This window comes from Streptomyces sp. NPDC045701 (assembly GCF_056432045.1).
In genome coordinates, this window is the sequence record NZ_JBWKJV010000007.1 from 1 (window position 1) to 24,006 (window position 24,006).

The 24,006-nt window shown below is 73.0% G+C and carries 21 protein-coding genes and 2 pseudogenes; 5 read left to right on the forward strand and 18 right to left on the reverse strand.

Annotated elements, in window-relative coordinates; translation table 11 throughout:
• The 15 genes from AC07DW_RS10625 to AC07DW_RS10695 all read right to left on the reverse strand — a co-directional run.
• A partial coding sequence (locus AC07DW_RS10625; protein ID WP_478857479.1) for a flavodoxin-dependent (E)-4-hydroxy-3-methylbut-2-enyl-diphosphate synthase occupies nt 1–170 on the reverse strand: 170 nt, incomplete at its 3' end.
• A 4-nt stretch (nt 171–174) separates the two neighbouring features.
• Complete coding sequence (gene hpnH, locus AC07DW_RS10630) at nt 175–1,197, reverse strand: adenosyl-hopene transferase HpnH (protein WP_478857270.1); 1,023 nt, start codon at nt 1,195–1,197, stop codon at nt 175–177.
• A 5-nt stretch (nt 1,198–1,202) separates the two neighbouring features.
• The gene (locus tag AC07DW_RS10635) at nt 1,203–1,832 is read right to left on the reverse strand and encodes a phosphorylase family protein (RefSeq protein WP_478857480.1); all 630 of its coding nucleotides are present in this window, start codon (nt 1,830–1,832) and stop codon (nt 1,203–1,205) included.
• A gap of 89 nt (nt 1,833–1,921) precedes the next feature.
• Nucleotides 1,922–3,964: a squalene--hopene cyclase gene (shc, locus tag AC07DW_RS10640; protein WP_478857271.1), complete on the reverse strand. Its 2,043-nt coding sequence runs from the start codon at nt 3,962–3,964 to the stop codon at nt 1,922–1,924.
• Nucleotides 3,965–4,077: 113 nt separating this feature from the next.
• Nucleotides 4,078–5,178 (reverse strand): polyprenyl synthetase family protein, encoded by a 1,101-nt coding sequence (locus AC07DW_RS10645; protein WP_478857272.1) that lies wholly within the window; start codon nt 5,176–5,178, stop codon nt 4,078–4,080.
• Nucleotides 5,175–6,572 (reverse strand): hydroxysqualene dehydroxylase HpnE, encoded by a 1,398-nt coding sequence (hpnE, locus tag AC07DW_RS10650; RefSeq protein ID WP_478857273.1) that lies wholly within the window; start codon nt 6,570–6,572, stop codon nt 5,175–5,177. The genes AC07DW_RS10645 and hpnE overlap by 4 nt, the downstream gene beginning before the upstream one ends.
• Nucleotides 6,573–6,676: 104 nt before the next feature.
• Nucleotides 6,677–7,615 (reverse strand): presqualene diphosphate synthase HpnD, encoded by a 939-nt coding sequence (hpnD, locus tag AC07DW_RS10655; protein WP_478857481.1) that lies wholly within the window; start codon nt 7,613–7,615, stop codon nt 6,677–6,679.
• Between the two features lie 8 nt (nt 7,616–7,623).
• Nucleotides 7,624–8,529: a squalene synthase HpnC gene (gene hpnC, locus AC07DW_RS10660; RefSeq protein ID WP_478857274.1), complete on the reverse strand. Its 906-nt coding sequence runs from the start codon at nt 8,527–8,529 to the stop codon at nt 7,624–7,626.
• Between the two features lie 490 nt (nt 8,530–9,019).
• Complete coding sequence (locus AC07DW_RS10665) at nt 9,020–9,832, reverse strand: ABC transporter ATP-binding protein (RefSeq protein WP_478857275.1); 813 nt, start codon at nt 9,830–9,832, stop codon at nt 9,020–9,022.
• Nucleotides 9,825–10,754 (reverse strand): ABC transporter permease, encoded by a 930-nt coding sequence (locus AC07DW_RS10670; RefSeq protein WP_478857276.1) that lies wholly within the window; start codon nt 10,752–10,754, stop codon nt 9,825–9,827. The genes AC07DW_RS10665 and AC07DW_RS10670 overlap by 8 nt, the downstream gene beginning before the upstream one ends.
• A 144-nt stretch (nt 10,755–10,898) precedes the next feature.
• Nucleotides 10,899–11,771 (reverse strand): glycosyltransferase family 2 protein, encoded by an 873-nt coding sequence (locus AC07DW_RS10675; protein ID WP_478857277.1) that lies wholly within the window; start codon nt 11,769–11,771, stop codon nt 10,899–10,901.
• Between the two features lie 5 nt (nt 11,772–11,776).
• Nucleotides 11,777–12,556 carry a CDP-alcohol phosphatidyltransferase family protein gene (locus AC07DW_RS10680; protein ID WP_433111944.1) on the reverse strand — a complete coding sequence of 260 codons (780 nt, stop codon included), beginning with the start codon at nt 12,554–12,556 and terminating at the stop codon, nt 11,777–11,779.
• Nucleotides 12,534–13,595 (reverse strand): iron-containing alcohol dehydrogenase family protein, encoded by a 1,062-nt coding sequence (locus AC07DW_RS10685; RefSeq protein ID WP_478857278.1) that lies wholly within the window; start codon nt 13,593–13,595, stop codon nt 12,534–12,536. The genes AC07DW_RS10680 and AC07DW_RS10685 overlap by 23 nt, the downstream gene beginning before the upstream one ends.
• Nucleotides 13,583–14,320: a phosphocholine cytidylyltransferase family protein gene (locus tag AC07DW_RS10690; protein WP_478857279.1), complete on the reverse strand. Its 738-nt coding sequence runs from the start codon at nt 14,318–14,320 to the stop codon at nt 13,583–13,585. The genes AC07DW_RS10685 and AC07DW_RS10690 overlap by 13 nt, the downstream gene beginning before the upstream one ends.
• Complete coding sequence (locus AC07DW_RS10695) at nt 14,317–16,212, reverse strand: DUF5941 domain-containing protein (protein WP_478857482.1); 1,896 nt, start codon at nt 16,210–16,212, stop codon at nt 14,317–14,319. The genes AC07DW_RS10690 and AC07DW_RS10695 overlap by 4 nt, the downstream gene beginning before the upstream one ends.
• A 214-nt stretch (nt 16,213–16,426) precedes the next feature.
• On the opposite strand from AC07DW_RS10695, the gene galE reads away from it, so the two are divergent.
• The 4 genes from galE to idi all read left to right on the forward strand — a co-directional run bounded on the left by galE (nt 16,427) and on the right by idi (nt 20,674).
• Complete coding sequence (galE, locus tag AC07DW_RS10700; protein WP_478857280.1) at nt 16,427–17,416, forward strand: UDP-glucose 4-epimerase GalE; 990 nt, start codon at nt 16,427–16,429, stop codon at nt 17,414–17,416.
• Nucleotides 17,417–17,564: 148 nt separating this feature from the next.
• A complete protein-coding gene (locus AC07DW_RS10705; RefSeq protein WP_478857281.1) occupies nt 17,565–18,503 on the forward strand; it encodes a cation diffusion facilitator family transporter in 939 nt (312 codons plus the stop codon).
• Nucleotides 18,504–18,693: 190 nt separating this feature from the next.
• The gene (locus AC07DW_RS10710) at nt 18,694–19,980 is read left to right on the forward strand and encodes a GNAT family N-acetyltransferase (protein ID WP_478857282.1); all 1,287 of its coding nucleotides are present in this window, start codon (nt 18,694–18,696) and stop codon (nt 19,978–19,980) included.
• A gap of 100 nt (nt 19,981–20,080) precedes the next feature.
• Complete coding sequence (idi, locus tag AC07DW_RS10715) at nt 20,081–20,674, forward strand: isopentenyl-diphosphate Delta-isomerase (RefSeq protein WP_478857283.1); 594 nt, start codon at nt 20,081–20,083, stop codon at nt 20,672–20,674.
• Nucleotides 20,675–20,855: 181 nt separating this feature from the next.
• Here idi and AC07DW_RS10720 read toward each other — a convergent pair.
• Nucleotides 20,856–21,341 (reverse strand): annotated as a pseudogene (locus AC07DW_RS10720) (ATP-binding protein); the annotation flags it as partial.
• Nucleotides 21,342–21,503: 162 nt separating this feature from the next.
• Between AC07DW_RS10720 and AC07DW_RS10725 the strand changes: the two are divergent.
• Complete coding sequence (locus AC07DW_RS10725) at nt 21,504–22,250, forward strand: enoyl-CoA hydratase/isomerase family protein (RefSeq protein ID WP_478857284.1); 747 nt, start codon at nt 21,504–21,506, stop codon at nt 22,248–22,250.
• 116 nt (nt 22,251–22,366) lie between these two features.
• Here the strand turns inward: AC07DW_RS10725 and AC07DW_RS10730 are convergent.
• Nucleotides 22,367–22,984: pseudogene (locus tag AC07DW_RS10730) on the reverse strand (DJ-1/PfpI family protein); the annotation flags it as partial.
• A gap of 14 nt (nt 22,985–22,998) precedes the next feature.
• Nucleotides 22,999–23,970, reverse strand: coding sequence for a GlxA family transcriptional regulator (locus tag AC07DW_RS10735; protein WP_478857285.1), 972 nt, complete (start codon nt 23,968–23,970; stop codon nt 22,999–23,001).
• Nucleotides 23,971–24,006: the final 36 nt, after the last annotated feature.

The following is a 24,006-nucleotide window of genomic DNA, read 5'->3' on the forward strand; positions in this document are numbered from 1 at the left end:
TGAAGCGTGGCACCGATGTCCGACGTCCGCGTCGTGGTCATCGACTGCACCGACACGGGCGCGTCCCCGCCCACGGCCACCGAGCCGACCTGGATGCACCGGGAGGCGCGGCGTACGGCGATCGGCCGGGGCGGCAGCGCCGGCAGCCCGAGGCCCACGGGTTCCGGCATCACCTCATCCCCCGCTTCCGGAGACCGTCTCGCGGAGGGCGCGCAGGGACTCCTTCAGCGAACCCATGGTGGCGAGGACGGCGGTCGGCTCGTAGCCGCAGTGCGCCATGCAGTTGGCGCAGCGCGGGTCCTTGCCCCGGCCGTACTTGTCCCAGTCGGTCTCCTCGATCAGCTGCTTGTACGTCGGGACGTAGCCGTCGGCCATCAGGTAGCAGGGGCGCTGCCAGCCGAAGAGCGAGTAGTTGGGGATCGCCCACGCGGTGCAGGCGAAGTCCGCCCTGCCCTCCAGGAAGTCCAGGAAGAGCGGGGAGTGGTTCAGCCGCCAGCGCCGCCGGTTACCCCCGGCGAAGGCCTTCCTGAACAGCTCGCGGGTCTGCTCGACGCCCAGGAAGTGCTCCTGGTCGGGCGCCTTCTCGTAGGCGTACGCGGGCGAGATCATCATCTCGTCGACCTTCAGGTCGTCGTTGAGGAAGTTGAGCACCTCGATGACGGTCTGCGGGGTGTCGGTATTGAAGAAGGTGGAGTTGGTGGTGACCCGGAAGCCGCGCCGCTGGGCATCCTTGATGGCCGCCACCGCCTCGTCGAACACGCCTTCCTTGGCGACCGACTCGTCGTGCCGTTCGCGCAGGCCGTCGATGTGCACGGCGAAGGCGAAGTACGGCGAGGGCGTGAACTTCTCGATCTTCTTGCGCAGCAGCAGGGCGTTGGTGCAGAGGAAGACGTACTTCCTCTTGGCCACCAGCTGCCGGACGATCTCGTCGATCTGCGGGTGCATCAGCGGCTCGCCACCCGCGATGGACACCATCGGCGCACCGGATTCCAGCACCGCTCCGACCGCCTGGGCGACCGGCATGCGCTGCTTGAGCACCCCCGCCGGGTGCTGGATCTTCCCGCAGCCCTCGCAGGCGAGGTTGCAGGCGTAGAGCGGCTCCAGTTCGACGATGAGCGGGAACTTCTTCCGCTTGCGCATCTTCTGTTCGAAGAGATACGTCCCGACCCGGATGGTTTGGCGAAGCGGCATGGCCATCTGGCTCACCTCCTGGGGAGCAGCAAAGAACGGTGCCAGTCAAAGAAGGCTGGCAATACCGAACGAAGAATGCGAAAGGCCGATATTCCCCCGCGTACCGTGCCAATGCGGACGAGCTCGTGCTCGGGAGCGTCCACGACCACCCGTACGGCCGCAACGGGCCGGGACCGGACGCCCGTGCTCAGCGCGCTGCGCAGGGTGGCGGCGGACTCCATGTCGACCGCGATCGCCCCGGTGCCGCGAAGCTGGGCCCGCTCCCGGCCGCGGACGACGTGGTCGGAGCCGCTCAGCGGACCGGTGTGGACCGTACGCCCGGGCACGGCCCGCGCCAGCGCCTCGACCAGCAGCTCGGTGCCCGTGCAGAGGGTGGACCCGCCGGGGCCCCGGGTCTCGTCGGCGACGACCAGGTCACCGGGGTGCATGCCCGGCTCCAGCCCGGCGCAGAAGCCGGACGCGACGACCGCGGCGCCGCGCAGCCCGGCGCCCTCGAGGGCGCGGGTCACCGCCCGCTGGGCGTTCGCCGGCCCCATGCCCGTACGGATCACCGTCACCGGACCGGGCGACGCGCCGCCGTGGCGGCGCCGGCCGCTGCGCAGCGCGAGCTGCTCGATGCCGAGCGCGCAGGCGATCAGCATCGGCGCGGCAGGTGCGGAACCGGCGGGACCGGCGGGACCGGCGGGACCGGCGGCGTGCGGAGAACCGGAGGGCTCCGGTCCGGCCGCCATCAGGCCCCCTTGCCGAGCCGGCCGACCACCGGTTCGCCGTGCAGGTACCGGCCGAGCGCGGTGAGCGGGAAGACCTGCCGGTACAGGTGGTAGTTGATGGAGAAGTCCCAGGGAAAGCCGGTGCCGGTGAAGAACGGTTCGTCCCAGGAGCCGTCCTCCCGCTGCGTCTCGGCGAGCCAGCGGACACCCCGCTCCACGGCCGTGGACTCCCGCTCGCCGCCCGCCAGCAGGGCCAGCAGCGCCCACGCGGTCTGCGAGGCGGTGGAGGCGCCCTGGCCGATCCACTCCCGCTCCCGGTAGGAGCGCAGGTCCTCGCCCCATCCGCCGTCGGCGTTCTGGACGGACACCAGCCAGGCGACGGCCCGCCGGACGGCGGGGTGCGAGGTGGGCAACCCGGCGGCGGTCAGCGCGGGCACCACGGAGCCGGTGCCGTAGACGTAGTTGACGCCCCAGCGCCCGAACCAGGCGCCGCATGGCTCCTGTTCGGCCAGCAGCCAGGCGACGCCCCGGCGGGTGCGGGGGTGGTGGGCCTTGCCCTCGTGGGCCAGCATCTCCACCACATGGGCGGTGACGTCGGCGGACGGCGGGTCGATGACCTCGCCGAAGTCGCAGAACGGCAGCCGGTTGGGGAAGGGACTGGTGTTGTCGGCATCGAAGGCGCCCCAGGCCCCGTCGCGCGACTGCATTCCGGCGGTCCAGTTCGCGCCGCGCCGTACCGCCGCCTCGACCTGCTCCGGGTGCGGGTGCCTGACCCGGCGCAGGGCCAGGATGACCTCGGCGGTGTCGTCGATGTCCGGGTAGTTGTCGTTGTGGAACTCGAACGCCCAGCCGCCGGGGGCGAGTCCGGGCCGGCGGACGGCCCAGTCGCCCGGGCGGACGATCTCCTCGCCGAGCATCCAGTCGGCGGCCTTGACCAGCGCCGGGTGGTCGGGGCGCACCCCGGCGTCGGCCAGCGCGATGACGGCCAAGCAGGTGTCCCAGACGGGCGACTGGCAGGCCTCGATCATGCGGGCGCCGCCCTCGCGCCGTACGGCGAACCGGTCGAGCGACTCCAGCCCGGCGCGCATCACCGGGTGTTCCAGGTCGTAGCCCAGCAGGTGGAGGGCGATGAGCGAGTACACGGCGGGCGGCTGGATGCCGCCCCAGCAGCCGTCGTTCTCCTGCCGCTCGATGATCCAGCGGGCCGCGCTGTTCATCGCGGCCCCGCGCAGCCGGCGCGGGGCGACCCGGTGGTACGCGTGCAGCACCTTGTCGAGCCGCTGGAAGGCGCCCTCCCAGGTGTTCGCCGGAGCGAGTGACCTGGGCGGGTTGGGGACCCGGGGGTCGGTGTGCAGCTCGTCGAGCCGGAACGGCGCCGGGCGGACGGGCCGCTTGGCGGAGACGACGGTGAGGGGCACGATCGTCTGGCGGGCCCAGCAGCCGAAGGCGTAGATGTTCAGCGGGAACCACTTCGGCAGGAAGACCAGCTCGGGCGGTACCACGGGCAGGTCGTCCCACTTCCACCAGCCGAACAGGGCCAGCCAGATGCGGGTGAAGACGCGGGCGGCGGCGATGCCGCCCCGTTCCCTGATCCAGGCGGCGGCGCGGGCCATGTGCGGCTCGTCGGGCCCGTCGCCGGCCAGGCGGAGCGCGACGTACGCCTCGATGGTGGCGGACAGCTCGCCGGGCCCGCCGTAGAAGGTGGCCCAGGTGCCGTCGTCGCGCTGCTGCCCGCGGATGTGCAGGGCGGCGGCGCGGGTGGTCTCCTCGTCCCGTACGTCGAGGAACTGCCGCAGCAGGAGGTCCTCGGCGTCCATGGTCACGTTGGTCTCGAGGTCGCCCTTCCACCAGCCCTCGTCGTCCTGCCGGGCGAGGAGGTGCTCGATGGAGCGCTGGGCGGCCCGCGCGGCGAGGTCCGCCGTGCCGCTGGCGGCGGTGGCCGGAGCAGTGGTGATCGTTGTGGTGCCGGTGGTCGTGGTGGTGGTCGTTCCGGTGGTGGTCCCGGTGGCCGAGGGCGCACGGGGCTCCAGGGCCCCGGTGCTTCCGCCGGTCGTCGCTGTCATGGCTTCCCCTTCGTGCAGTTGGCTTCCTGCGGTGCGGGTGGGCCGTCGGCCGGTGCGGGGCACCGGCCGGCGACTAGCGATTCATATGGTGCGGGTGCGGGTCCGGATGGCGCTCATCGCTTCCGTACGACGACGAAGTCCGCGAGTGCGGTGAGCTGGGCGCGGACCCGTTCGGGCATGTCGACGCGGTGCAGTGCCTCGATCGCGACGGCGTGCTGCCGGCGGGCCTCCTCGGAGGTCCACTCCCGGCCGCCCGCCTCCTCGATGAGGGCGGCGCGCATGGCGAACTCCTCCTCGGAGAAGCTGTCCAGGTCCGGGTTCTTGGCGTCGGCCGTGAGCAGTTCGCCGAGGCGCTCGGAGGCCGGCCCGCCGGCGGCGAGGGCCGCGACGACGGGCAGGGACTTCTTGCGCTGGCGCAGGTCGCTCCAGGTCTGCTTGCCGGTGGCGTCCGGGTCGCCCCAGATGCCGAGCAGGTCGTCGACGGCCTGGAAGGCGAGGCCCAGGTGGTGGCCGTACGCCTCCAGGGTGTCGGCGACGCGGTCGTCGGCGCCGCCGAGGACGGCGCCGATGGAGCAGGCGCAGGCCAGCAGGGCGCCGGTCTTGTTGCCCTCCATCTCCAGGCACTCCTCGACGGTGACCCGCTCGCGGTGCTCGTAGGAGATGTCCTGGGCCTGGCCGTCGATCAGCCTGCGGCTGGCCGTGGTCAGCCGGCGGGTGGCACGGCCGGCGTCCACGGTGCCGAGCTCCAGCAGCAGCTCGTTGGCGAGCGCGAACAGCGCGTCGCCGACGAGGATGGCCTGGGCGGGGCCGTGGACCTTCCACACGGTGTCGCGGTGGCGGCGCTGCTCGTCGCCGTCCATGAGGTCGTCGTGCAGCAGGGAGAAGTTGTGCACGAGCTCCACGGCGACCGCGCCGGGGATGCCGACCTCCGGCGCCGCGCCCGCCGCCTCGGCGGACAGCAGGGCGAGGGCCGGGCGTACCGCCTTGCCGCTGTCGCCGTCGGCGGGCCGGCCGTTGGCGTCGATCCAGCCGAAGTGGTAGGCGGCGACGGTGTCCATGGGCGGCGCGAGCCGCTGCACGGCCGTGCGCAGGACCGGGGTGGACATGGTCCGGCCACGCTCCAGCAGTGCGGTGACGTCCGCGGTGTCGACGACCGGGTTCACCGGGGGCACAGTCGGCACGGTCTCTCCTCTGGTTCCAGTACTCAGGCTCATGCCGCCTCCTCGAGCGGATGTACATGGGGGCGGCCGAGGGCCGAGAGGGCCGCGCCCGCGGCGGTGAAGCCGCTGCGGACCGCGCCCTCCATGGTCGCGGGCCAGCCGGTGGCGGTCCACGCGCCGGCCAGGTGGAGGCCCGGGGCGTGGGTGCGGGCGCCGGGCCTCAGCCGGCCGACGCCGGGGGTGGGGGCGAACGTCGCCGTCCGCTCCCGGGTGACGAAGAAGTCCCGGACCTTCGCGCCGCGTGCCGCGGGCAGCAGCCGTTCCAGTTCGGGCAGGTAGCGGTCGCGGAGTACGGGGACCGGCTCGTCGATCTCGTCCCAAGCGGCCGACTGGGACAGCGCCAGGTACTGGCCGTCGGTGTATCCGGAGGCGTCGGTGCGGTCGAAGACCCATTGGACCGGGGAGCCGAGCGCGGCGAAGAACGGCCGGCGCAGCACCCTGCGGTCGTACAGGACGTGGACGTTGAGGATGGGGGCGGTGCCGATGTCGAGGAGCCTGCCGGGGTCGTCCAGCGCACCGTGCGGCAGCAGGTCGTGGGCCTCGCGCTGCGGTACGGCGAGGACGACGGTGTCGGCCTCCAGCCGCTCGCCGGGCACGTCCACGATCCAGCGGCCGTGGGCTCCGGGCAGCACGGCCGTGACCTTGGCCCGCAGTTCGGTGCGTACGCCGGCGGCGTCCAGCGCCTTGCGGGCGCGGGTGTCGTGCAGCTCGCCGAGCGGGACGTGGGCCCAGCCGATGTCGGCCGCGCCGGGGTCGGTGAGGAGGGCGGTCTTGAAGACCATGGCGGCCAGGCCCATGGAGGAGTGCGGGGCGGTGGCGTTGAGGGTGGCGACGCCGATGAGGTCCCACAGGGCTTCGACGGCGCGGGGCGACTGGCCGTGGCGGGCGAGCCAGGTGGCGAAGTCGACGCCGTCTAGGGCGGGGTCGGCCGGGTCGAGCTTCGCCAGGGCGAGGGCGGCGCGGCCGACGCTCGCGCGTTCGGCGAGCGAGAGGTGCGGGTAGCCGGCGAGGCTCGCGGCGAGGTGGAGCGGCACGGGCAGCGCGGTGCGGCGCAGCCGGCCGAGGCGGGGGCCGCGCGGGTGGGCGACGTCGAGGACCGGGACGTCGAGGCGGTCCTGGAGGGGGGCGAGGTGGGCGCCCCCGACCCGGTCGAGGAACCAGCGGTAGGCGGTGCAGCAGCGGAGGTACACGTGCTGGCCGTTGTCGACGGTGAGGTCGCCGCGCTTGAAGGAGAAGGCGAGGCCGCCGAGGCGGGGCCGGCCTTCGAGGAGTGTGACGCGCAGGCCGGAGTCGGCCAGGCGCAGGGCGGCGGTGACGCCGGCGAGCCCGCCGCCGACGACCACGGCGTGGCGCGGTGCGGTGCGGACCGGTGTCGGCTCGTCGCTCATGCGGTCTCCCGTCGGGTGGTCACGGTCAGGGACGCGGGGTGGGGACGGAGGGTTGCGCGCCGATTGTGCCGGTTCGCGGGGCGGGTCGCGGGCATGGTGGTCATCTAGGCGCGCCTCCCGACCCGCTGCCGGGAGACGGTACGGGCGTCGAGGCCGGACAGGCCGCGTACGGCGACGTACGCCTTCTCGTGGCCGGGGAGGGACACACGGCCGCGCAGGACGGCCTCGGGGTCGCGTTCGATGCGGTCGAGGAGGCGGCGGTAGATGCCGGCCATGGCGGCGACGCAGGCGCCGCTGCGCCGGTCGAGCAGGGGCAGCAGCCGGTAGCCCTCGGCGAACAGGGCGCGGGCGCGCCGCACTTCGTAGTGGACGAGCCCGGCGAAGTCGGCGCCCGGGGGTGGGGTGGCGGTGCGGAACCCGTCGGAGCAGCCGAACTTGGCGAGGTCGTCGGCCGGCAGGTAGGTGCGTCCGGTGCCGGCGTCCTCGCGGACGTCGCGGAGGATGTTGGTGAGCTGGAGGGCGAGGCCGAGCGTGTCGGCGTACTCGGGGGCGCGGTCCGCGCCGGGTGCGCCGGGTGTCGTGCCGAAGATGGCGAGGGAGAGCCGGCCGATGGCGCCGGCGACGCACCGGCAGTACACCTTGAGGTCGTCCCACGTCTCGTACGTCTCGCCGCGCACGTCCATCAGGACGCCGTCGATGAGTTCGTCGAGGCCGCCGAGGGGCAGCGGGAAGCGGCGCGCGGTGTCGGCGAGGGCGACGGCCACCGGGTCGGTGTCGTCCTCGTCGACCGCGCCCTTGCGGATCCGTTCGAGCAGCTCGCGGGTGGTTTCGAGCCGGTCGGCCTTGGCCTCGGGGGCCAGTGTTCCGTCGCCGATGTCGTCGACCCGCCGGGAGAACGCGTACAGCGCCGACATCGCCTGCCGCTTCTCGGCCGGCAGCAGCCGGATGCCGTAGGCGAAGTTGCGGGCCTGCTGTCCGGTGACGGTCTCGCAGTAGCCGTAGGCGGCCGCCACCGGCGCGGACGTCTCCGTCTGTCCTTCCACTGTGCCGCTCACCCCTCTCCACGCGCTCTGCGCAGCACGGTTCCCACCGCGCGCATCAGGTTCGGCCGGGTGGCCCTGGGCGGTCCGGGGAGTACGTCGTGTCCGGCGGCCGTGATCGCGTCGAGGGCGGCGTGGCCGCCGCCGACGAAGCCGGCGAGGAGCAGCCGGAGCCGGCCGCGGACGCTGCCCACGAGGGGGGTCCCGTCGTCGAGGAGCCGGCGGGCGCGGTCGGCCTCGTAGGCGATGAGGGCACGCACCGAGGCGCCGCCGGCGGGCCGGGCCAGGTCGGCCTCGGTGACGTGGAACCGTCTCATGTCCTCGGCCGGGAGGTAGATCCGGTCGTGGGCGAGGTCCTCGGCGACGTCCTGGAGGTGCTCGACGATCTGGAGCGCGGTGCAGACCGCGTCGGAGAGGCGGAGGCGCTCGGGGCTGGTGGTGCCGGTGATGTCCAGCACGAGGCGGCCGACGGGGTTGGCGGAGAGCTCGCAGTAGGCGACGAGGTCGTCGTACGTCTCGTAGCGTCGCACCAACTGGTCCTGGCGGTTGGCCTCGATCAGGCCGAGGAACGGCTCGGGGGTGAGCGCGTGGCGCCGCACGGTGGGCCGCAGGGCGCGCAGCAGCGGGTGGTTGGGGGTGCCGTGGAAGACGCGCCGCAGGTCCACCTCGAAGGCGTCGAGGAGGGCGAGCCGGTCCGTCTCGCCGTCGGCGCCCAGCAGGCGGGCGTCGGCGCCGCCCGGGGCGAGGTCGCCGTCGCCGATGTCGTCGACGAGCCGGGCGTAGCCGTAGACGGCCATCAGGTCGTCGCGCCAGGCGCGGGGCAGGAAGAAGGGGGCCACGGGGAAGTTCTCGTGGGCGGCCTTGCCGAGCGTGGTGCGCGAGGAGGCGTCGGGGCGCACCTGCCGGGTGTCTGTCACCGGGGACTGCCCGGCACGGGGACGGCGGGACCCTTGCGGAGGCGGGGCTGGGGATTCACCGTCATTGCCGTCACGTCTCCCGTTCTACACTGCCGACCCAATACATCCCATTTCGGACACGCCGCCGGTCTGGTCGGCGAGGTACCGCTCCGGCCCGGCGGGGGCCCGGACAATATCGCCCCACATGCCGCGAATCAGGACCGGTACAGCTTACGTTGTACAACGTCCGGGACCGTGCCGGGGTGTCCCACGCACGGGAACAGTCACGCACTTGGCCTCAACAGGCCCATTCGGTACGGCACTTGACCGAAACATGGCATCCGGTGGCAGGGGGCCACCCGCGCGTGCCCGCCGCCGGGCAGCGCCGCCGCCAGGGGGTGTCCTGTCGATCGGGCCGGATCGTCGAGAGGCCGGCATGATCGGCGAGACATCCCCCAGGGCCCCCGCCACACGCCTCGGCAGGGGCCCTGGGCGACCGCGCGCGGCCGGACTACCTGCCGGTCTCCTTCTCGTACGCCCGCAGGACCTCGTCCGTGGGGCCGTCCATCAGCAGCTCGCCCTTCTCCAGCCACAGCACACGGTCGCAGGTGTCCCTGATCGACTTGTTGCTGTGGCTGACCAGGAAGACCGTGCCGGCCTCCTTGCGCAGCTCGCGGATGCGCTGCTCGGAACGGATCTGGAACTTGCGGTCGCCGGTGGCGAGCGCCTCGTCGATCATCAGGACGTCGTGGTTCTTCGCGGCGGCGATGGCGAACCGGAGGCGGGCGCCCATGCCGGAGGAGTACGTCCGCATGGGAAGGGTGATGAAGTCGCCCTTCTCGTTGATGCCGGAGAAGTCGACGATGTCCTGGTAGCGCTCGCGGACCTCCTCGCGCGACATGCCCATGGCCAGTCCGCCGAGGATCACGTTGCGCTCACCGGTCAGGTCGCCCATCAGGGCCGCGTTGACGCCCAGCAGCGAGGGCTGGCCGTCGGTGTAGACCTTGCCCTTCTCGGTGGGCAGCAGGCCGGCGATGGCACGCAGCAGGGTCGACTTGCCGGAGCCGTTGGTGCCGATCAGGCCGATGGCCTCGCCCCGGTACGCGGTGAAGGACACCCCGCGCACCGCGTGGACCTTGCGTACGCCGCGGGACTCGGCCTTGTCGCGGCGGAGTATCCGGCTGAGCGCGGCGGTGGCGCTGCCCTTGCCGCCCCCGCCGCCGTTGACCCGGTACACGATGTGCACGTCGTCGGCGATGACGGTGGGGATCCGCGCGCCGTCGGCCGCGGCGGTCGCGGTCACGTCCTCGGTGTGCTCAGCCACGGCCGTACCGCTCCTCTGCCTTCCAGAAGTACACGAAGCCGGCGGCACCGACCAGGACGGCCCACAGCAGGGCGGCCACCCAGACGTGGGAGGGCAGGTTCTCCGTGCCGTACCCGTCGATCAGCGCGAACCGGATGAGGTCCATGTAGATGGCCGCCGGGTTGTACATCAGTACGTCGGCGATCCAGGCCGGCTTGTCCTTGAGCATGATCGGGATCGAGAACATGACGCCCGAGCCGTACATCCAGGTGCGCATGACGAACGGCATCAGCTGCGCGAGGTCGGGGGTCTTGCTGCCGAGCCTGGCCATGATCAGCGACAGGCCCACGTTGAAGAGGAACTGCAGCGCCAGCGCCGGGACGATCAGCAGCCAGGCGAGCGAGGGGTAGCTGCCGAACGCCGCCGCGATGACGAACAGCACGATCATCGAGAACAGCAACTGCTGGAGCTGCTGCAAGGCGAAGGAGATGGGCAGGGAGGCGCGCGGGAAGTGCAGCGCCCGGACCAGGCCGAGGTTGCCGGAGATCGCCCGCACGCCGGACATGACGGACGTCTGCGTGAACATGAACACGAAGACACCCGTCACCAGGAACGGGATGTAGACCTCCTTCTCCATGCCCCGGCCGGCGTTCAGGATCAGGCCGAAGATGAGGAAGTAGACCGCGGCGTTGAGCAGCGGCGTCGCCACCTGCCAGAGCTGGCCGAGCTTGGCCTGGCTGTACTGGGCCGTGAGCTTCGCCTGGGAGAAGGCCAGGATGAAGTGACGGCGCCCCCACAGCTGCCGGACGTACTCGGCCAGACCGGGCCGGGCACCGCTGACCGACAGGCCGTACTTGGCGGCCAGTTCCGCCGGGGACAGGCCCGCGTCCGCGGATGGCGGGGCGGTCACGGCGATCGCTCCGTCATGGGTTGTCTCACTCACAGGTTGAAACTTTCGTGTCCGAGATGCGCGGCAGATGGGGCGGGCGGGTCAGGTGGCGGCCGGGCCCCGGTTGCCCCGTGCTGGTCGGTGACGAGCCCGTCGGCGACGTGCTGTCGGTGACGAGCTTGTCAGATTCCGAGCTTGTCAGATGACGGGTGGGCGGCCCAGTCTCGTCAGGCGCCACACCGTACGCCACCTCATGGGCCGGCGCGGCCCGCACGGGGACGCCCAGCCCTCCTTGAACCCGCCGAACCAGGCCCTGAGCGCCGGCACCGACGGGCGCCGCGCCAGCGTGAGCAGCAGCCAGACGCCGAGATACACCGGCACCAGGGGCGCGGGCAGGTTCCGGCGGGCCAGCCAGACCCGGTTGCGGGCGATCATGCGGTGGTAGACGGCGTGCCGGGAGGGGGCGGTCGTCGGGTGGAAGAGCACCATGTCCGCGCGGTAGTCGATCATCCAGCCGGCGTCGAGCGCCCGCCAGGCCAGATCGGTCTCCTCGTGCGCGTAGAAGAACTCGTCCGGCAGCCCGCCGACCTCGGCGAACACCTTCGTGCGGACGGCGTTGGCACCACCGAGGAAGGTCGTCACCCGCGACGAGCGCATCGGGTCGGAGGCACGCAGTCGCGGCACGTGCCGGCGCTGGGTGACGCCGGTGTCCGGGTCGGCGATCCGGAAGCTGATGATGCCCAGCTCGGGGTCGGCCGTGAACGCCTGGCGGACCAGCTCGGCGGTGTCGGTGTCGGGCAGCAGACCGTCGTCGTCGAGGAACAGCAGGGCGTCCACGTCGGTGCCGCCGGGACCGAAAGCCTCGATGCCGACGTTACGGCCGCCGGGGATGCCCAGGTTCTCCGGGAGGTCGATGGTGCGCACGCCGTCGGGGACGCCCGTGACCGGGGCGCCGTTGCCGACGACGACGACCTCGACCGGGTCGCCGTCCTGCTTGCGGACCGACTCGATGAGCGCCCGGAGGTCGTCCGGGCGGTTGCCCATGGTGATGATGACGGCGCCGAGTCTCATGCCGCTCACCTCAGCCTGCTGGAGACGAGGATCGACACCAGGTGCAGCACCGTCTGGAGCAGCGCGATGCCGGCCAGCACGGCGACGCCCAGGCGGGAGAAGAACAGGTCGTCGCGGACCGTGTCCAGGACCGCCAGGACGACGATGAGCAGCGAGGCCTCGATGCCGAGGACGAGCCGGTGGAACTTCAGCGCCGCGGCGGCCCTGCGCGCCAGCGCCATGCCGGACGAGCGCGGCTCGGCGGCCGATTCCTTGACCGGCGGCAGGCCGCCCTGGTGGCGGGCGACGCCGACCAGGTCGGTCTCGGCCTTGATCAGGATGGCGCCCAGCGCGGCGAGGGTGCCGAGGAAGGCCCACAGCCAGTCGATCCGGCCGCCGCCCCACAGGTCGGCGGCGCGCAGGCCGAAACCGACGAGCACGGCCGCGTCGCACAGGTAGGCGCCCACCCGGTCCAGGTAGACCCCGCCGAGCGAGAACTGCTTCTTCCAGCGGGCGACCTCGCCGTCGACGCAGTCGAGCAGCAGGTACAGCTGGACCATGAGCGCGCCGAGCAGCGCGCCGGGGATGCCCGGGATCAGCAGGGCCGGGGCGGCGAGGACGCCCGCGACGGTCATCACGTACGTGAGCTGGTTGGGGGTGACCCGCGTGGTGACCAGGAGACGGGTGATGCGCAGCGAGATCTCGCGCATGTAGAGGCGGCCGCCCCAGTGTTCGCCGCTGCGACGGTCCTTCACTCCCGCCGGATGGACGACCGGGCGGAGTTCAGCTACGGATGGTCTTGGCATAGTCGGCGTACGCGTCCCTGATCTGGTCGGTGGACAGGTCGAGGTGCTCGAGGATGGTGAAGCGCCCGGGGCGGGTCTGCGGTGCGTACTCCACGGCTCCGACGAACTCCTCCGGGGAGAACCCGATCTCCTCGGGCAGCACCGGCAGGTCGTGCCTGCGCAGGGTTTCGGCGAAGAGCCCCGACTCCTCGCGGGCGCCGCGCAGGTGCATCGCGAAGGCGGCACCGAGACCGACCTGCTCGCCGTGGAGCGCGGAGCGCGCCGGGTGGAGCAGGTCGAAGGCGTGGGAGATCTCGTGGCAGGCACCCGACGCGGGCCGGGTGTCACCGCTGATCGACATGGCGATGCCGGTCAGGACGAGGGCCTCGGCCAGCACGATGAGGAACTCGTCGTCCGCGACGGTTCCGGGATGGCGCAGCACCGCCTCGCCCGCGGTGCGGGCCATGGCGGCGGCCAGGCCGTCGACCTGCTCGCCGGTGTGCCGGTGGGAGAGCTCCCAGTCGGCGATGGCCGAGATGTTGGAGATCGCGTCGCCGATGCCGGAGCGGACGAACCGCGCCGGGGCCTCCCGGATCACATCGAGGTCGATGACCATGGCGATCGGCGAGGGGACGCCGTAGGAGCCGCGGCCGTTGTCGTTGTCGAGGGTGGAGACCGGTGAGCAGATACCGTCGTGCGACAGGTTGGTCGCGACCGAGACCATGGGCACGCCGACCCGCGCCGCGGCGTACTTCGCCACGTCGATGATCTTGCCGCCGCCGAGGCCGACCACGGCGTCGTACCGCTTGCCCTTGATGGCGTCGGCGAGGCGCACGGCGGAGTCGATGCTGCCGTCCTCGACCGCGTACCAGTCGGCGTCGGGCAGCAGCGGCGCGAGCTTCTCGCGCAGCGCTCGGCCCGAGCCGTTGCTGATCGCCACGGCGAGCTTGCCGGAGGCGGAGATCCGCTGGTCGGCGAGGAGACCGGCCAGGTCGTCCATCGCCCCGCAGCTGATGTCGACGACGACCGGCGAGGGGATGAGCCGGGTCAGTACAGGCACGCGATCTCACGGCCCTTCGCGAGGTCGTCGTGGTTGTCGATCTCGACCCACTTGACGTCGCCGATGGGCGCCACGTCGATCTGGAAGCCGCGGTTCACGAGCTCCTGGTAGCCGTCCTCGTAGTACAGGTCCGGGTCGCGCTCGAAGGTGGCCTTCAGCGCGTCCGCGAGGGCCTCGGCGGCCTCGGGCTCGATGAGGGTGACGCCGATGTACTCGCCGGTGGCGCCGGCGGGGTCCATCAGCTTGGTGATCCGGCGCACGCCCTGGCCGTCGGCGGTGATGACCTTCATCTCCTCGTCGGCGAGGCTCTTGACCGTGTCGAGGGCGAGGACGATCCGCCTGCCCTCGCCCCGGGCGGCGAGCAGGGTCTCCTCGACGGACACCGGGTGCACGGTGTCGCCGTTGGCGAGGATGACGCCCTGCTTCAGGACCTCACGGGCGCACCACAGGGAGTAGGCGTTGTTCCACTCCTCGGCCTTGTCGTTGTCGATCAGGGTGAGCTTCAGGCCGTAGCGGGCCTCCAGCTCGTCCTTGCGGGCGTACACCGCTTCCTTGCGGTAGCCGACGACGACGGCGGCCTCGGTGAGTCCGACGGCGGCGAAGTTGGCGAGGGTCAGGTCGAGGACCGTCTTCTCGCCGTCGACCGGCACGAGGGCCTTCGGGAGCGTGTCGGTGTAGGGGCGCAGACGCCGTCCGGCACCGGCTGCGAGTACGAGGCCGATCATGCGGGTTCTCCTTCGTCATGTACTGCGGGTGCTCCGGAGGACACCCAGAAGCGGATGGACTCCACGAGCACGACCAGCGCGACGGCCACCGCGAGGGCGGTGAGCGCGACGGTGAAGTGGCTCCCGGTCGCCAGGACCGCGGCGAGGGCCGCCACCACCAGCGTGCGGCCCTCGTGGCCGCCGATCGTCCGCACCAGCCACGCGGGCGGCGCGCCGGTGCCGCCGCGGATGCGGTAGACCGTGTCGTAGTGATGGTAGGCGACGGCCGCTACCAGGCCGAATGCGGCGGGCAGCGCCTGGGGGGCGTCCGAGCGGGCGGCCAGGACCAGGATCGTGAGGTACTCGGCGGCCCGGAGGACGGGCGGGACCAGCCAGTCGAGGGAGCCCTTGAGCGGGCGGGCGACGGCGATGCCGGACGTCAGCGCGTAGCCGAGGGCGGCGAGCGCCGGCCACGGGCCGTCGAGCGGGGCGAGGGCGGCGGTGGCGACGACGGCGGCGGCGCCGAGCAGCGCGGTGGGGGCCGGGAACGTGCGGGGCGCCTTCCGGAACAGCGCGGCGGCGGCCCGGGCGAGCGGGCCGGAGTCGGCGAGGTCGGCCAGGGCGCCGGCGGCCCGGTCGGTGCGGCGGGCCTTGCGGGTCAGCGACCGCAGGAGGCGGCCGGCGGTGGTGTAGCAGGCGGCGAAGGCGCAGCCGATCAGCAGGGCCCAGAAGACGACGCGAGGGGTGGTGACCGCCGTCAGGACGGCGATCATGGCCCAGCGTTCGCCGATGGGCAGGACTATCATCCGGCGCACCCAGACCGTCCAGCCCCGGGCGTCGAGTTTGTCGGAGAGGGCCGCGGTGGGGCTGGTGTTCGCGGTGGCGTCGTGGTTGGCCTCGTTGAAGGAGAAGTCCACGACGTGGCGGCAGGTCTGCAGGACCATCGCGCCGAGGGCGAGGGCCCATACGTCGTCCCCGCCGCGAGCGGCGCCGAGGGCGAGGCCCGCGTAGTAGGCGTACTCCTTGGCCCGGTCGAACGTCGCGTCCAGCCAGGCGCCCATCGTCGAGTACTGCAGCGAGTAGCGGGCGAGCTGCCCGTCGGTGCAGTCCAGGACGAAGGAGAGGAGGAGCAGCAGCCCGGCAGCGACGTACCCGCCGCGGGTGCCGGTCGCCGCGCACCCGGCCGCGACGAGCGCGGTGAGCAGGGAGGCGGTGGTGACCTGGTTCGGGGTGAGGCCCCGGCGGGCGCACCAGCGGGCGATGTAGCGCGAGTACGGGCTGATGAAGAAGGTGGTGAAGAAGCCGTCGCGCGCCTTCACGGCGGAGCGGAGGCGCACGGCCTCGTCGTCGACGGCCTCGACGGCGTCCCGTGTCTCCTTGCGGCTCTGCGGGTCGGCGGGTACGGCGGCGACCAGGGATCCGAGGTCGGGCCGGTGCACCTGGACCCCGCCGGCCGCCAGCGCGTCGGCGAGGCGGTCGGGCAGGGTGCGGGGCCGTCCGGCGCCCGGGTGGGCGGGCGCCGTCGTGGGGGTGGCCGCGCCGTCGTCCGGGGCGGCGTCCGCGGGGGCAGGTGTGCCTGCGGTGGCCGGGGCGGCGTGCGGGGCCGGGGTGGCGGGCGTCGCGGAGGCCAGCGCGCGGGCCAGCGCGGGGCGGGCCTCCGGCTGGGCCGTGAGGGCGCCGGGGGCCGCGGCGGCCGGGAAGCGGGGGTCCGTCAGGGCCAGGCGCAGCGCGTGGACGTGCCCCATGAAGCGCGGGTCGACGACCGCGACGCGCTCCGCGGCCGGGACGGCGGCGAGCAACGCGGCGGTCTCCCGCTCGTCGGCGGCGGTCCGGACGTCGAAGCCCAGCGACCGCAGATCGCCCTCGAGCGGCGATCCGGGTACCGGAGGACCGGTGAGGATGGCGGTCGACAGACGAACTCACTCCTTGGAGCTGATCAGGGCTGGTGCACGGCGGCTCGGCCCGTCGCGGGCGGCGGCACGTCGGCAGAGGCTATCGGATGAACGGAGGAGCGAGTTCATCGAGGTTTACCGGCACCCGGCGGCCGTCCGCCGGGACGCGATCATCATGGTCGATGGGCCCCTCGCCCCACAAACCACGGGCGGGCGACCGCTTAGGCTGGCCGTCATGACGTGGATGATCACAGGCGGTACGGGATATATCGGCGCTCATGTGGCCCGGGCGATGACCGAGGCGGGCGAGCGGGTCGTCGTCCTCGACGACGTCTCGTCGGGCGTCCCGGAGCGGCTGCCGGACGGCGTTCCCCTGGTCCGCGGTTCGCTGGCCGACCGGGAGCTGGTGGACCGGACCCTGGCCGGTCACGGGGTGACCGGTGTGGTGCACCTCGCGGCGAAGAAGCAGGTCGGGGAGTCGGTCGAGCAGCCGCTGCGCTACTACCGGGAGAACGTCCACGGGCTGACCGTGCTGCTGGAGGCCGTGGTGGCCGCCGGTGTCGAGCGGTTCCTCTTCTCGTCCTCGGCCGCCGTCTACGGCGTACCGGACGTGGAGCTGATCGACGAGGACACCCCGGCGGTGCCGATCAATCCGTACGGCGAGACCAAGCTCGCCGGTGAGTGGCTGGTCCGGGCGACCGGCCGGGCGCACGGCATGGCGACCGCGTGCCTGCGCTACTTCAACGTGGCCGGGGCCGTACGGCCGGAGCTGGCGGACACGGGCGTGTTCAACATCGTTCCGATGTTCTTCGACCGGATCACCCGGGGCGAGGCTCCCCGGATCTTCGGGGACGACTACCCGACACCGGACGGCACCTGCGTCCGCGACTACATCCATGTCGCCGACGTCGCCGACGCCCACCTCGCCGTGGCGCGGCACCTGGACGGGCGGAAGGGCGACCTGACCCTGAACGTCGGCCGGGGGGAGGGCGTGTCCGTGCGGCAGCTGGCCGATCTCGTGGCGGAGGTCACCGGCCACGGTCTGGAGCCGGTGGTGGAGGCGCGGCGGCCGGGCGACGCGGCGAAGGCGGTCGCGTCGGTGGACCGGATCGCCGAGGAGCTCGGCTGGAGCGCCTCCCTCGGGGTGCGCGAGATGGTCGAGTCGGCGTGGGAGGGCTGGTGCCTGCGCCACCCCGGGGCGCGAGCGGCTGTCCCGTCGCGCTGACCGCCGCCTCGCACTGATCGCCGCACCGCCTGACCAGGGGACATAACCGCAGGTCAAGGCATATGACAACGGTGTTCAGTACCGGCTTGCGGATACCCCCCACCCGTAGTTCACTGGCCGTTGTCGTCGATCAGTGGGAGGCGTGGCGATGGGGGCAGGGCACGATCACGGGCACGGGCATGGCGGTCCGCCGCCGACGGGGACCGCGGCCGCCGCGTACCGGGGGCGGCTGCGGATCGCGCTCACGATCACCCTCGCGGTCATGGTGGCCGAGATCGTCGGCGGTGTCGTCGCCGACTCGCTGGCGCTGATCGCCGACGCCGCGCACATGGCGACCGACGCCGTCGGGCTCGCCATGGCGCTGCTGGCCATCCACTTCGCGGGCCGCCCGGCCGATCAGCGGCGTACGTTCGGCTTCGCGCGGGCCGAGATCCTGGCCGCGCTCGCCAACTGCCTGCTGCTGCTCGGCGTGGGCGGCTACCTGCTGTTCGAGGCGGTGCAGCGCTTCATCACGCCGGCCGAGACCAAGGGCGGCGTGGCGATCGCCTTCGCGCTGTTCGGCCTGGTCGCCAACATGGTCTCGCTCTCCCTGCTCGTGCGGGGACAGCGGGAGAGCCTCAACGTGCGCGGCGCGTACCTGGAGGTACTGGCGGACGCCCTCGGCTCGGTGACGGTGCTGATCGCGGCCGGGATCATCGTGGCCACCGGCTGGCAGGCGGCCGACCCGATCGCGTCCCTGGTGATCGGCCTGATGATCGTCCCGCGCACGCTGAAGCTGCTGCGGGAGACGCTCGACGTGCTGCTGGAGGCGGCCCCCAAGGGCGTGGACATGACGGAGGTACGGGCCCACATACTCGCCCTGCCGGGCGTGCAGGACGTGCACGACCTCCACGCGTGGACCATCACGTCCGGGATGCCGGTGCTGTCGGCGCACGTGGTGGTGCACCAGGAGGCGCTCGACTCGGTGGGGCACGAGAAGCTGCTGCACGAGCTCCAGGGCTGCCTGGGCGACCACTTCGACGTCGAGCACTGCACGTTCCAGCTGGAGCCGAGCGGGCATGCCGCGCACGAGCGGCTCTGTCACTGACCGCTGCTAGGGTTGCCCCGCAACGTCGTTCGACGTGTGCCGTGCCTGTGAGAGGAGCTGAGGTCGATGACCGTCGCGGTGACGGCTGCCCCGTGCAGCACCCGGTCCAGCATCGACTTCGCCTTCCGGGTTCTCGGCTGACCCGATTCACCGTCGGCCGGGACCCGCTCACACCAAAGGGTCACCCACGTTGTCCGACAACGCTCTGTACGACGCCTTCTTCGCCCTGCACCACGGTCTGCCGCGGCAGGGCCCCGGTTCCGACGACACCACCCGCCGGCTGCTGTCGCTCGCGACCCTCGCGGGTCCGCTGCCCGGGCGGCCGCGCGTGCTCGACCTGGGCTGCGGCCCCGGCCGGTCCGCGCTGCTGCTCGCCGCGGAGGCCGGCGCGGACGTGACGGCCGTCGACCTGCACGAGCCGTTCCTGGCCGAGCTGCGGCAGGCCGCCGGCGCCCGCGGGCTCGGTGACGCCGTCACCACCGTGCGGGCCGACATGGGCCGGCCACCCCACCCCGACGGCTCGTTCGACCTGGTGTGGGCCGAGAGCTCGGCGTACTCGATCGGCTTCGACCGGGCGCTGCGCTCCTGGCGCCGACTCCTCTCCCCCTCCGCCTCGCGGCATGGGGGGACCCCCACCGGCGGGACGCTGGTGGTCACCGAGTGCGAGTGGACGACCGCCGACCCGAGCCCGGCGGCACGGGCCTTCTGGGACCGGCACTACGCGCTGCGCACCACCGCGGAGAACGTGGCGGCGGCGGTCGGCGCCGGCTATCACGTGGTCGGCACCTACCGGCAGCCCGAGAGCGACTGGGACGAGTACTACGGGCCGCTCGGCGAGCGGGCCGACGCCGCCGACCCGGCCGTGCCCGGCATGGCCGAGGCGCTCGCCGCGACCCGCGAGGAGATCGCGATGCGCCGCGAGCACGGCGCGGAGTACGGCTACACCGGTTACGTCCTGCGGCCCACCGACCCCCGGTGGCGTACGCGGCCCGAGACGGTCGCGGACCTCGCCGCCGTACGGGCCGTCAACGCCTCCGCGTTCGCCGGGGAGGCGGAGGCGGAGCTGGTGGACCGGCTGCGCGAGGACCCCTCCGCCTGGCTGCCGGACCTGTCGTACGTGGCCGAGGCGCCGGGCGGCTCGGTCGCCGCGTACGCGCTGATCACCCGGTGCCGGGTGGGGGACGTACCGGCCGCGGCCCTGGCGCCGGTCGCGGTGGCGCCGGCGTACCAGCGGCAGGGTGCCGGGCAGGCGGTGGTACGCGCGGTCCTGGACGCGGCCCGGCTGGCCGGCGAGCGGCTGGTGCTGGTACTCGGTCATCCGGAGTACTACCCGAGGTTCGGTTTCACGCCGGCCTCGCGGTACGGGATCCGGCCGTCCTTCGACGTGCCGGACGACGCCATGATGGCGCTCGACCTGGACGGTTCCCGAAAGGTGGCGCCGGGCACGATCCACTATCCGCGCGCGTTCGGCGTCTGATCCGACATTACGGGCGCGCGTCGTCGTGTACCGACAAGCGGCTTTTGTACGGCAGACTGGGCCGTGCCCACAGGGCCGAGAACCGAAGCGAAGGATGGTTATGCCGACCACACCAGCCACCGCGGCGAACAGCTCGTCGAACGGGACCGCGCCGTCGATCATGCTCGAACTGGTCGACGAGAACGGCACCACCATCGGCACCGCGGAGAAGCTGGCCGCCCACCAGGCACCCGGGCAGCTGCACCGGGCGTTCTCGGTGTTCCTCTTCGACGAGGAGGGGCGGCTGCTGATCCAGCGCCGGGCGCTGGGGAAGTACCACTCCCCCGGCGTCTGGTCGAACACCTGTTGCGGGCACCCGTACCCGGGTGAGGCGCCGTTCGCGGCGGCCGCCCGGCGCGTCCACGAGGAGCTCGGGGTGTCGCCGTCGCTGCTCGCCGAGGCGGGCACGGTCCGCTACAACCACCCGGACCCCGAGTCGGGGCTGGTCGAGCAGGAGTACAACCATCTCTTCGTCGGGATGGTGCAGGCTCCGCTGCGGCCGGATCCGGCGGAGGTGGAGGAGACGGCGTACGTGACGGCGCGTGAGCTGAGCGAGCGCCACGCGGCGGGGTCGTTCTCCGCCTGGTTCATGACGGTGCTGGACGCGGCGCGCCCTGCGGTCAAGGAGCTGACAGGGGAGACCGGGGGCTGGTGACGGTCGGTCCGTCCGGTCCGGCCGGTCCCTCGGCTCCCGGGGGTCCGGCCGGTACCGGCCGCTCGGTCCGCACGACGGGCGGGAGCGCCACCACCGGTGGGAGCGGTGCGCCGGGCGGGAGAGGTGCGGGCGGTGGGAGCGGTACGGCGGGTGGCGGTGGTGCGGGCGGTCTCGCGGGTGCCGCGGGTCTCAGCGGCAGCGCGGCCCAGATGATCTTTCCGCCGCTCGCGGTGTGCTCCACGTCGCACTCCCCGCCCGCCTCCCGCGTGACCTCCCGCACCAGCAGCAGCCCGCGCCCGCCCGTCCGGCCGTGGTCGGCCTCCAGCGCCTTGGGCCGGTACGGGTGCGCGTCCTCGACCGACACCCGGACCCACTCCGCCCCGAGCGCGACCTCCACCGCGAGTTCGGGTGACAGCAGGGCCGCGTGCCGTACGGCGTTGGTCACCAGTTCCGAGACGATCAGCAGCAGCGCGTGGGCGACATCGTCGTCCACGGGCACGCCTTGACGTTTCAGCAGATCCCGTACCGCACGCCTGGCCTGCGGTACGGAGACATCGACGGCGGGAGCGGTGAACCGCCAGACCCCTTCGTGCGAGGGGGGCCGGGGCGGGACGCCCGCGCGGCTCTCCGTCGTCCGGTTTCCACCCTCGTGCTCGATTGTCGCCACGTTGTCGAGTGTTGGGATTGCGCGCCACCCCTCAGGACCACTGACCAGAAGTCGGCGGCTTTTCGACGGGTCATGACCGTGCGTGCAGAACGGCATCACGGCTTCGACCGTTCCTGCCCCTTCCTGACAGAACGCCCGGCCCGGGCGGATAGCATCCGGCGCATGGAGCAGCCGCAGCTGGAGCAGTCCGTCGCGGACGGTGTCGCCACCGTCGTCATCAGCAACCCCGCCAAGCGCAACGCGATGACGGCCGGGATGTGGCGCGCACTGCCCGGACTGCTCGACACCCTGGCCGCCGACCCCGGCGTGCGGGCCCTGGTGCTGACCGGCGCGGGGACCACCTTCTGTGCCGGGGCCGACATCGCGTCGCTGCGCGAACCGGGTGACGAGCAGCAGGCCCTCGCCGTGCGCGCCGAGGATGCGCTGGCGGCCTTCCCCAAACCGACGCTCGCCGCCGTGCGGGGCTACTGCGTCGGCGGCGGCAGCCAGCTCGCGGCCGCCTGCGACCTGCGGTTCGCCGAGGAGGGGGCGCTCTTCGGCATCACGCCGGCGAAGCTCGGCATCGTCTACCCGTCGTCCTCCACCCGGCGGCTGGTGTCGCTGGTGGGGCCGTCGGCCGCGAAGTACCTGCTGTTCTCGGGCGAGCTCGTCGACACCGGACGCGCGCTGCGCACCGGTCTGGTGGACGAGGTGCTGCCGGCCGGGGAACTCGGCAAGCGGGTCGCGGAGTTCACCCGAATCCTCGCCTCCCGCTCGCGGCTCACCCAGGCGGCCGCGAAGGAGTTCGCGGCGGGCCGCACCGACCGGGACGCGTACTGGGCGGAGCAGGCGCGCGGCAGCGGCGACACCGCCGAGGGCATCGCCGCCTTCCTGGAGCGACGGGCGCCGCGCTTCACCTACGGGGTGTGACCGCCCGCTCGGGCCCCCGCCCCGGCGGGTCCCTGTCCCCTCGGGTCCCCGGCCCCGGCTGCTCCCCTGCTCCGGCGGGTCCCCGGTCCGCGCTGGTCGGCGCCGTGCGTCCGGCCCGCCTCGGCGCGCCAGAAGGCGACCACCTCGGCCGGGGCCTTGTCCGGGGAGCCCGCGTCGTACGGGGGCTGGGGGTCGTACTCGGTCAGGAGCTGGACGATCCGGGCGTGCCGGTCGCCCGCGATCCGGCCGACCAGGTGCAGGCCCATGTCGATGCCGGACGAGACGCCGGCGGCCGTGACGTACTTGCCGTCGAAGACGACCCGCTCCCCCGTCGGGTCGGCTCCGTACTCCCTCAGCACGTCGAGCGCGAGCCAGTGGCTCGTGGCGCGGCGGCCCTCCAGCAGTCCGGCGGCGGCCAGGATGAGCGAGCCGGTGCACACGGAGGTCGTCCAGGTACTGGTGGCGTCGGCCGCGCGCAGCCAGTCGAGGGTCTCCTCGTCGCGCATCACCGGGGCCCAGTCGCCCGTTCCCGGGACGAGGACGATGTCGGGACGCGGGACCTCGGCGAGGGCGCGGTCGGCGACGAGGGCGAGGTTGCCCTGGTCGTTGCGGACGGGACCGGTCTCCTTGGCGACGAACACCGTCTCGGCGCCGGGCAGGCGGCTGATGATCTCGAACGGGCCGACGGCGTCGAGGGCGGTGAAACCGGGGTAGAGGAGGATGGCGATCCGCATGGGCCGGTGTCCTTTCAGTGGGCGGGTAAGGGCGGGGCGTGGAAACGGCGCCGGTATTCGGCGGGCGGGGTGCCGAGAGCCTTGACGAAGGCGCGGCGCATCGCCTCGGGCGTGCCGTAGCCGGCGGCGCCGGCGACCTCGTGGACGCCGCTGCCGGTGTCCTCCAGGAGGCGGCGGGCGTGTTCGAGGCGGACGCGCTCGACGTACCGGCCGGGTGTGGTGCCGGTCTCCGCCCGGAACGCGCGGGCGAAGTGGCGCGGTGAGAGGCTCGCGCGGGCGGCCAGGGCGTCGACGGACAGGTCGGCGGACGGGTACTCGGTGATGAACCGCTGGACCTCGCGCAGCGGTTCCCGGCGGGCGGTCTGGGCGGCGAGCTGGGCGCTGAACTGCGCCTGGTTGCCGGGCCGCCGGAGGAAGACCACGAGGTGGCGCGCGATGGTGAGCGCCACGTCGCGGCCGAGGTCCTCCTCGACCAGGGCGAGGGCGAGGTCGATGCCCGCGGTGACCCCCGCCGAGGTGGCGAGCGTCCCGTCCCGTACGAAGATCGGGTCCGGGTCGACCTCCACCTCCGGGTGGTGGCGGGCGAGGTGGTCGCAGAACGCCCAGTGCGTGGTGACGCGGCGGCCGTCCAGCAGTCCGGCCCGGGCGAGCAGGACGGCGCCGGTGCAGACCGATACCAGGCGCTCGGCGCGCGGGGCGTGGACGCGCAGCCAGTCGACCAGGCGCGGGTCCGGGTCGCGGGTGCCCCCGCCGCCGGGGACCAGCAGGGTGTGCGGCCGGGCGGCGTCGGCCAGCGAGCCGTCGGCGGCCAGCCGCAGACCGCTCCGGGTACGGACGGGCGCCCCGTCGAGCGAGGCGGTGCGGATCGGGTACGGGGCGGGGGCGCCGCCGTCCCGGTGGGCGCCCGCGAACACCTCCACCGGTCCGGTGACGTCCAGGCTCTGCACGCCGTCGAAGAGGACGACGAGTACGGGTCGCTGCGTCATGTCCTTCATCCTTGGGGGCGTGGCGGGATGGCCGCA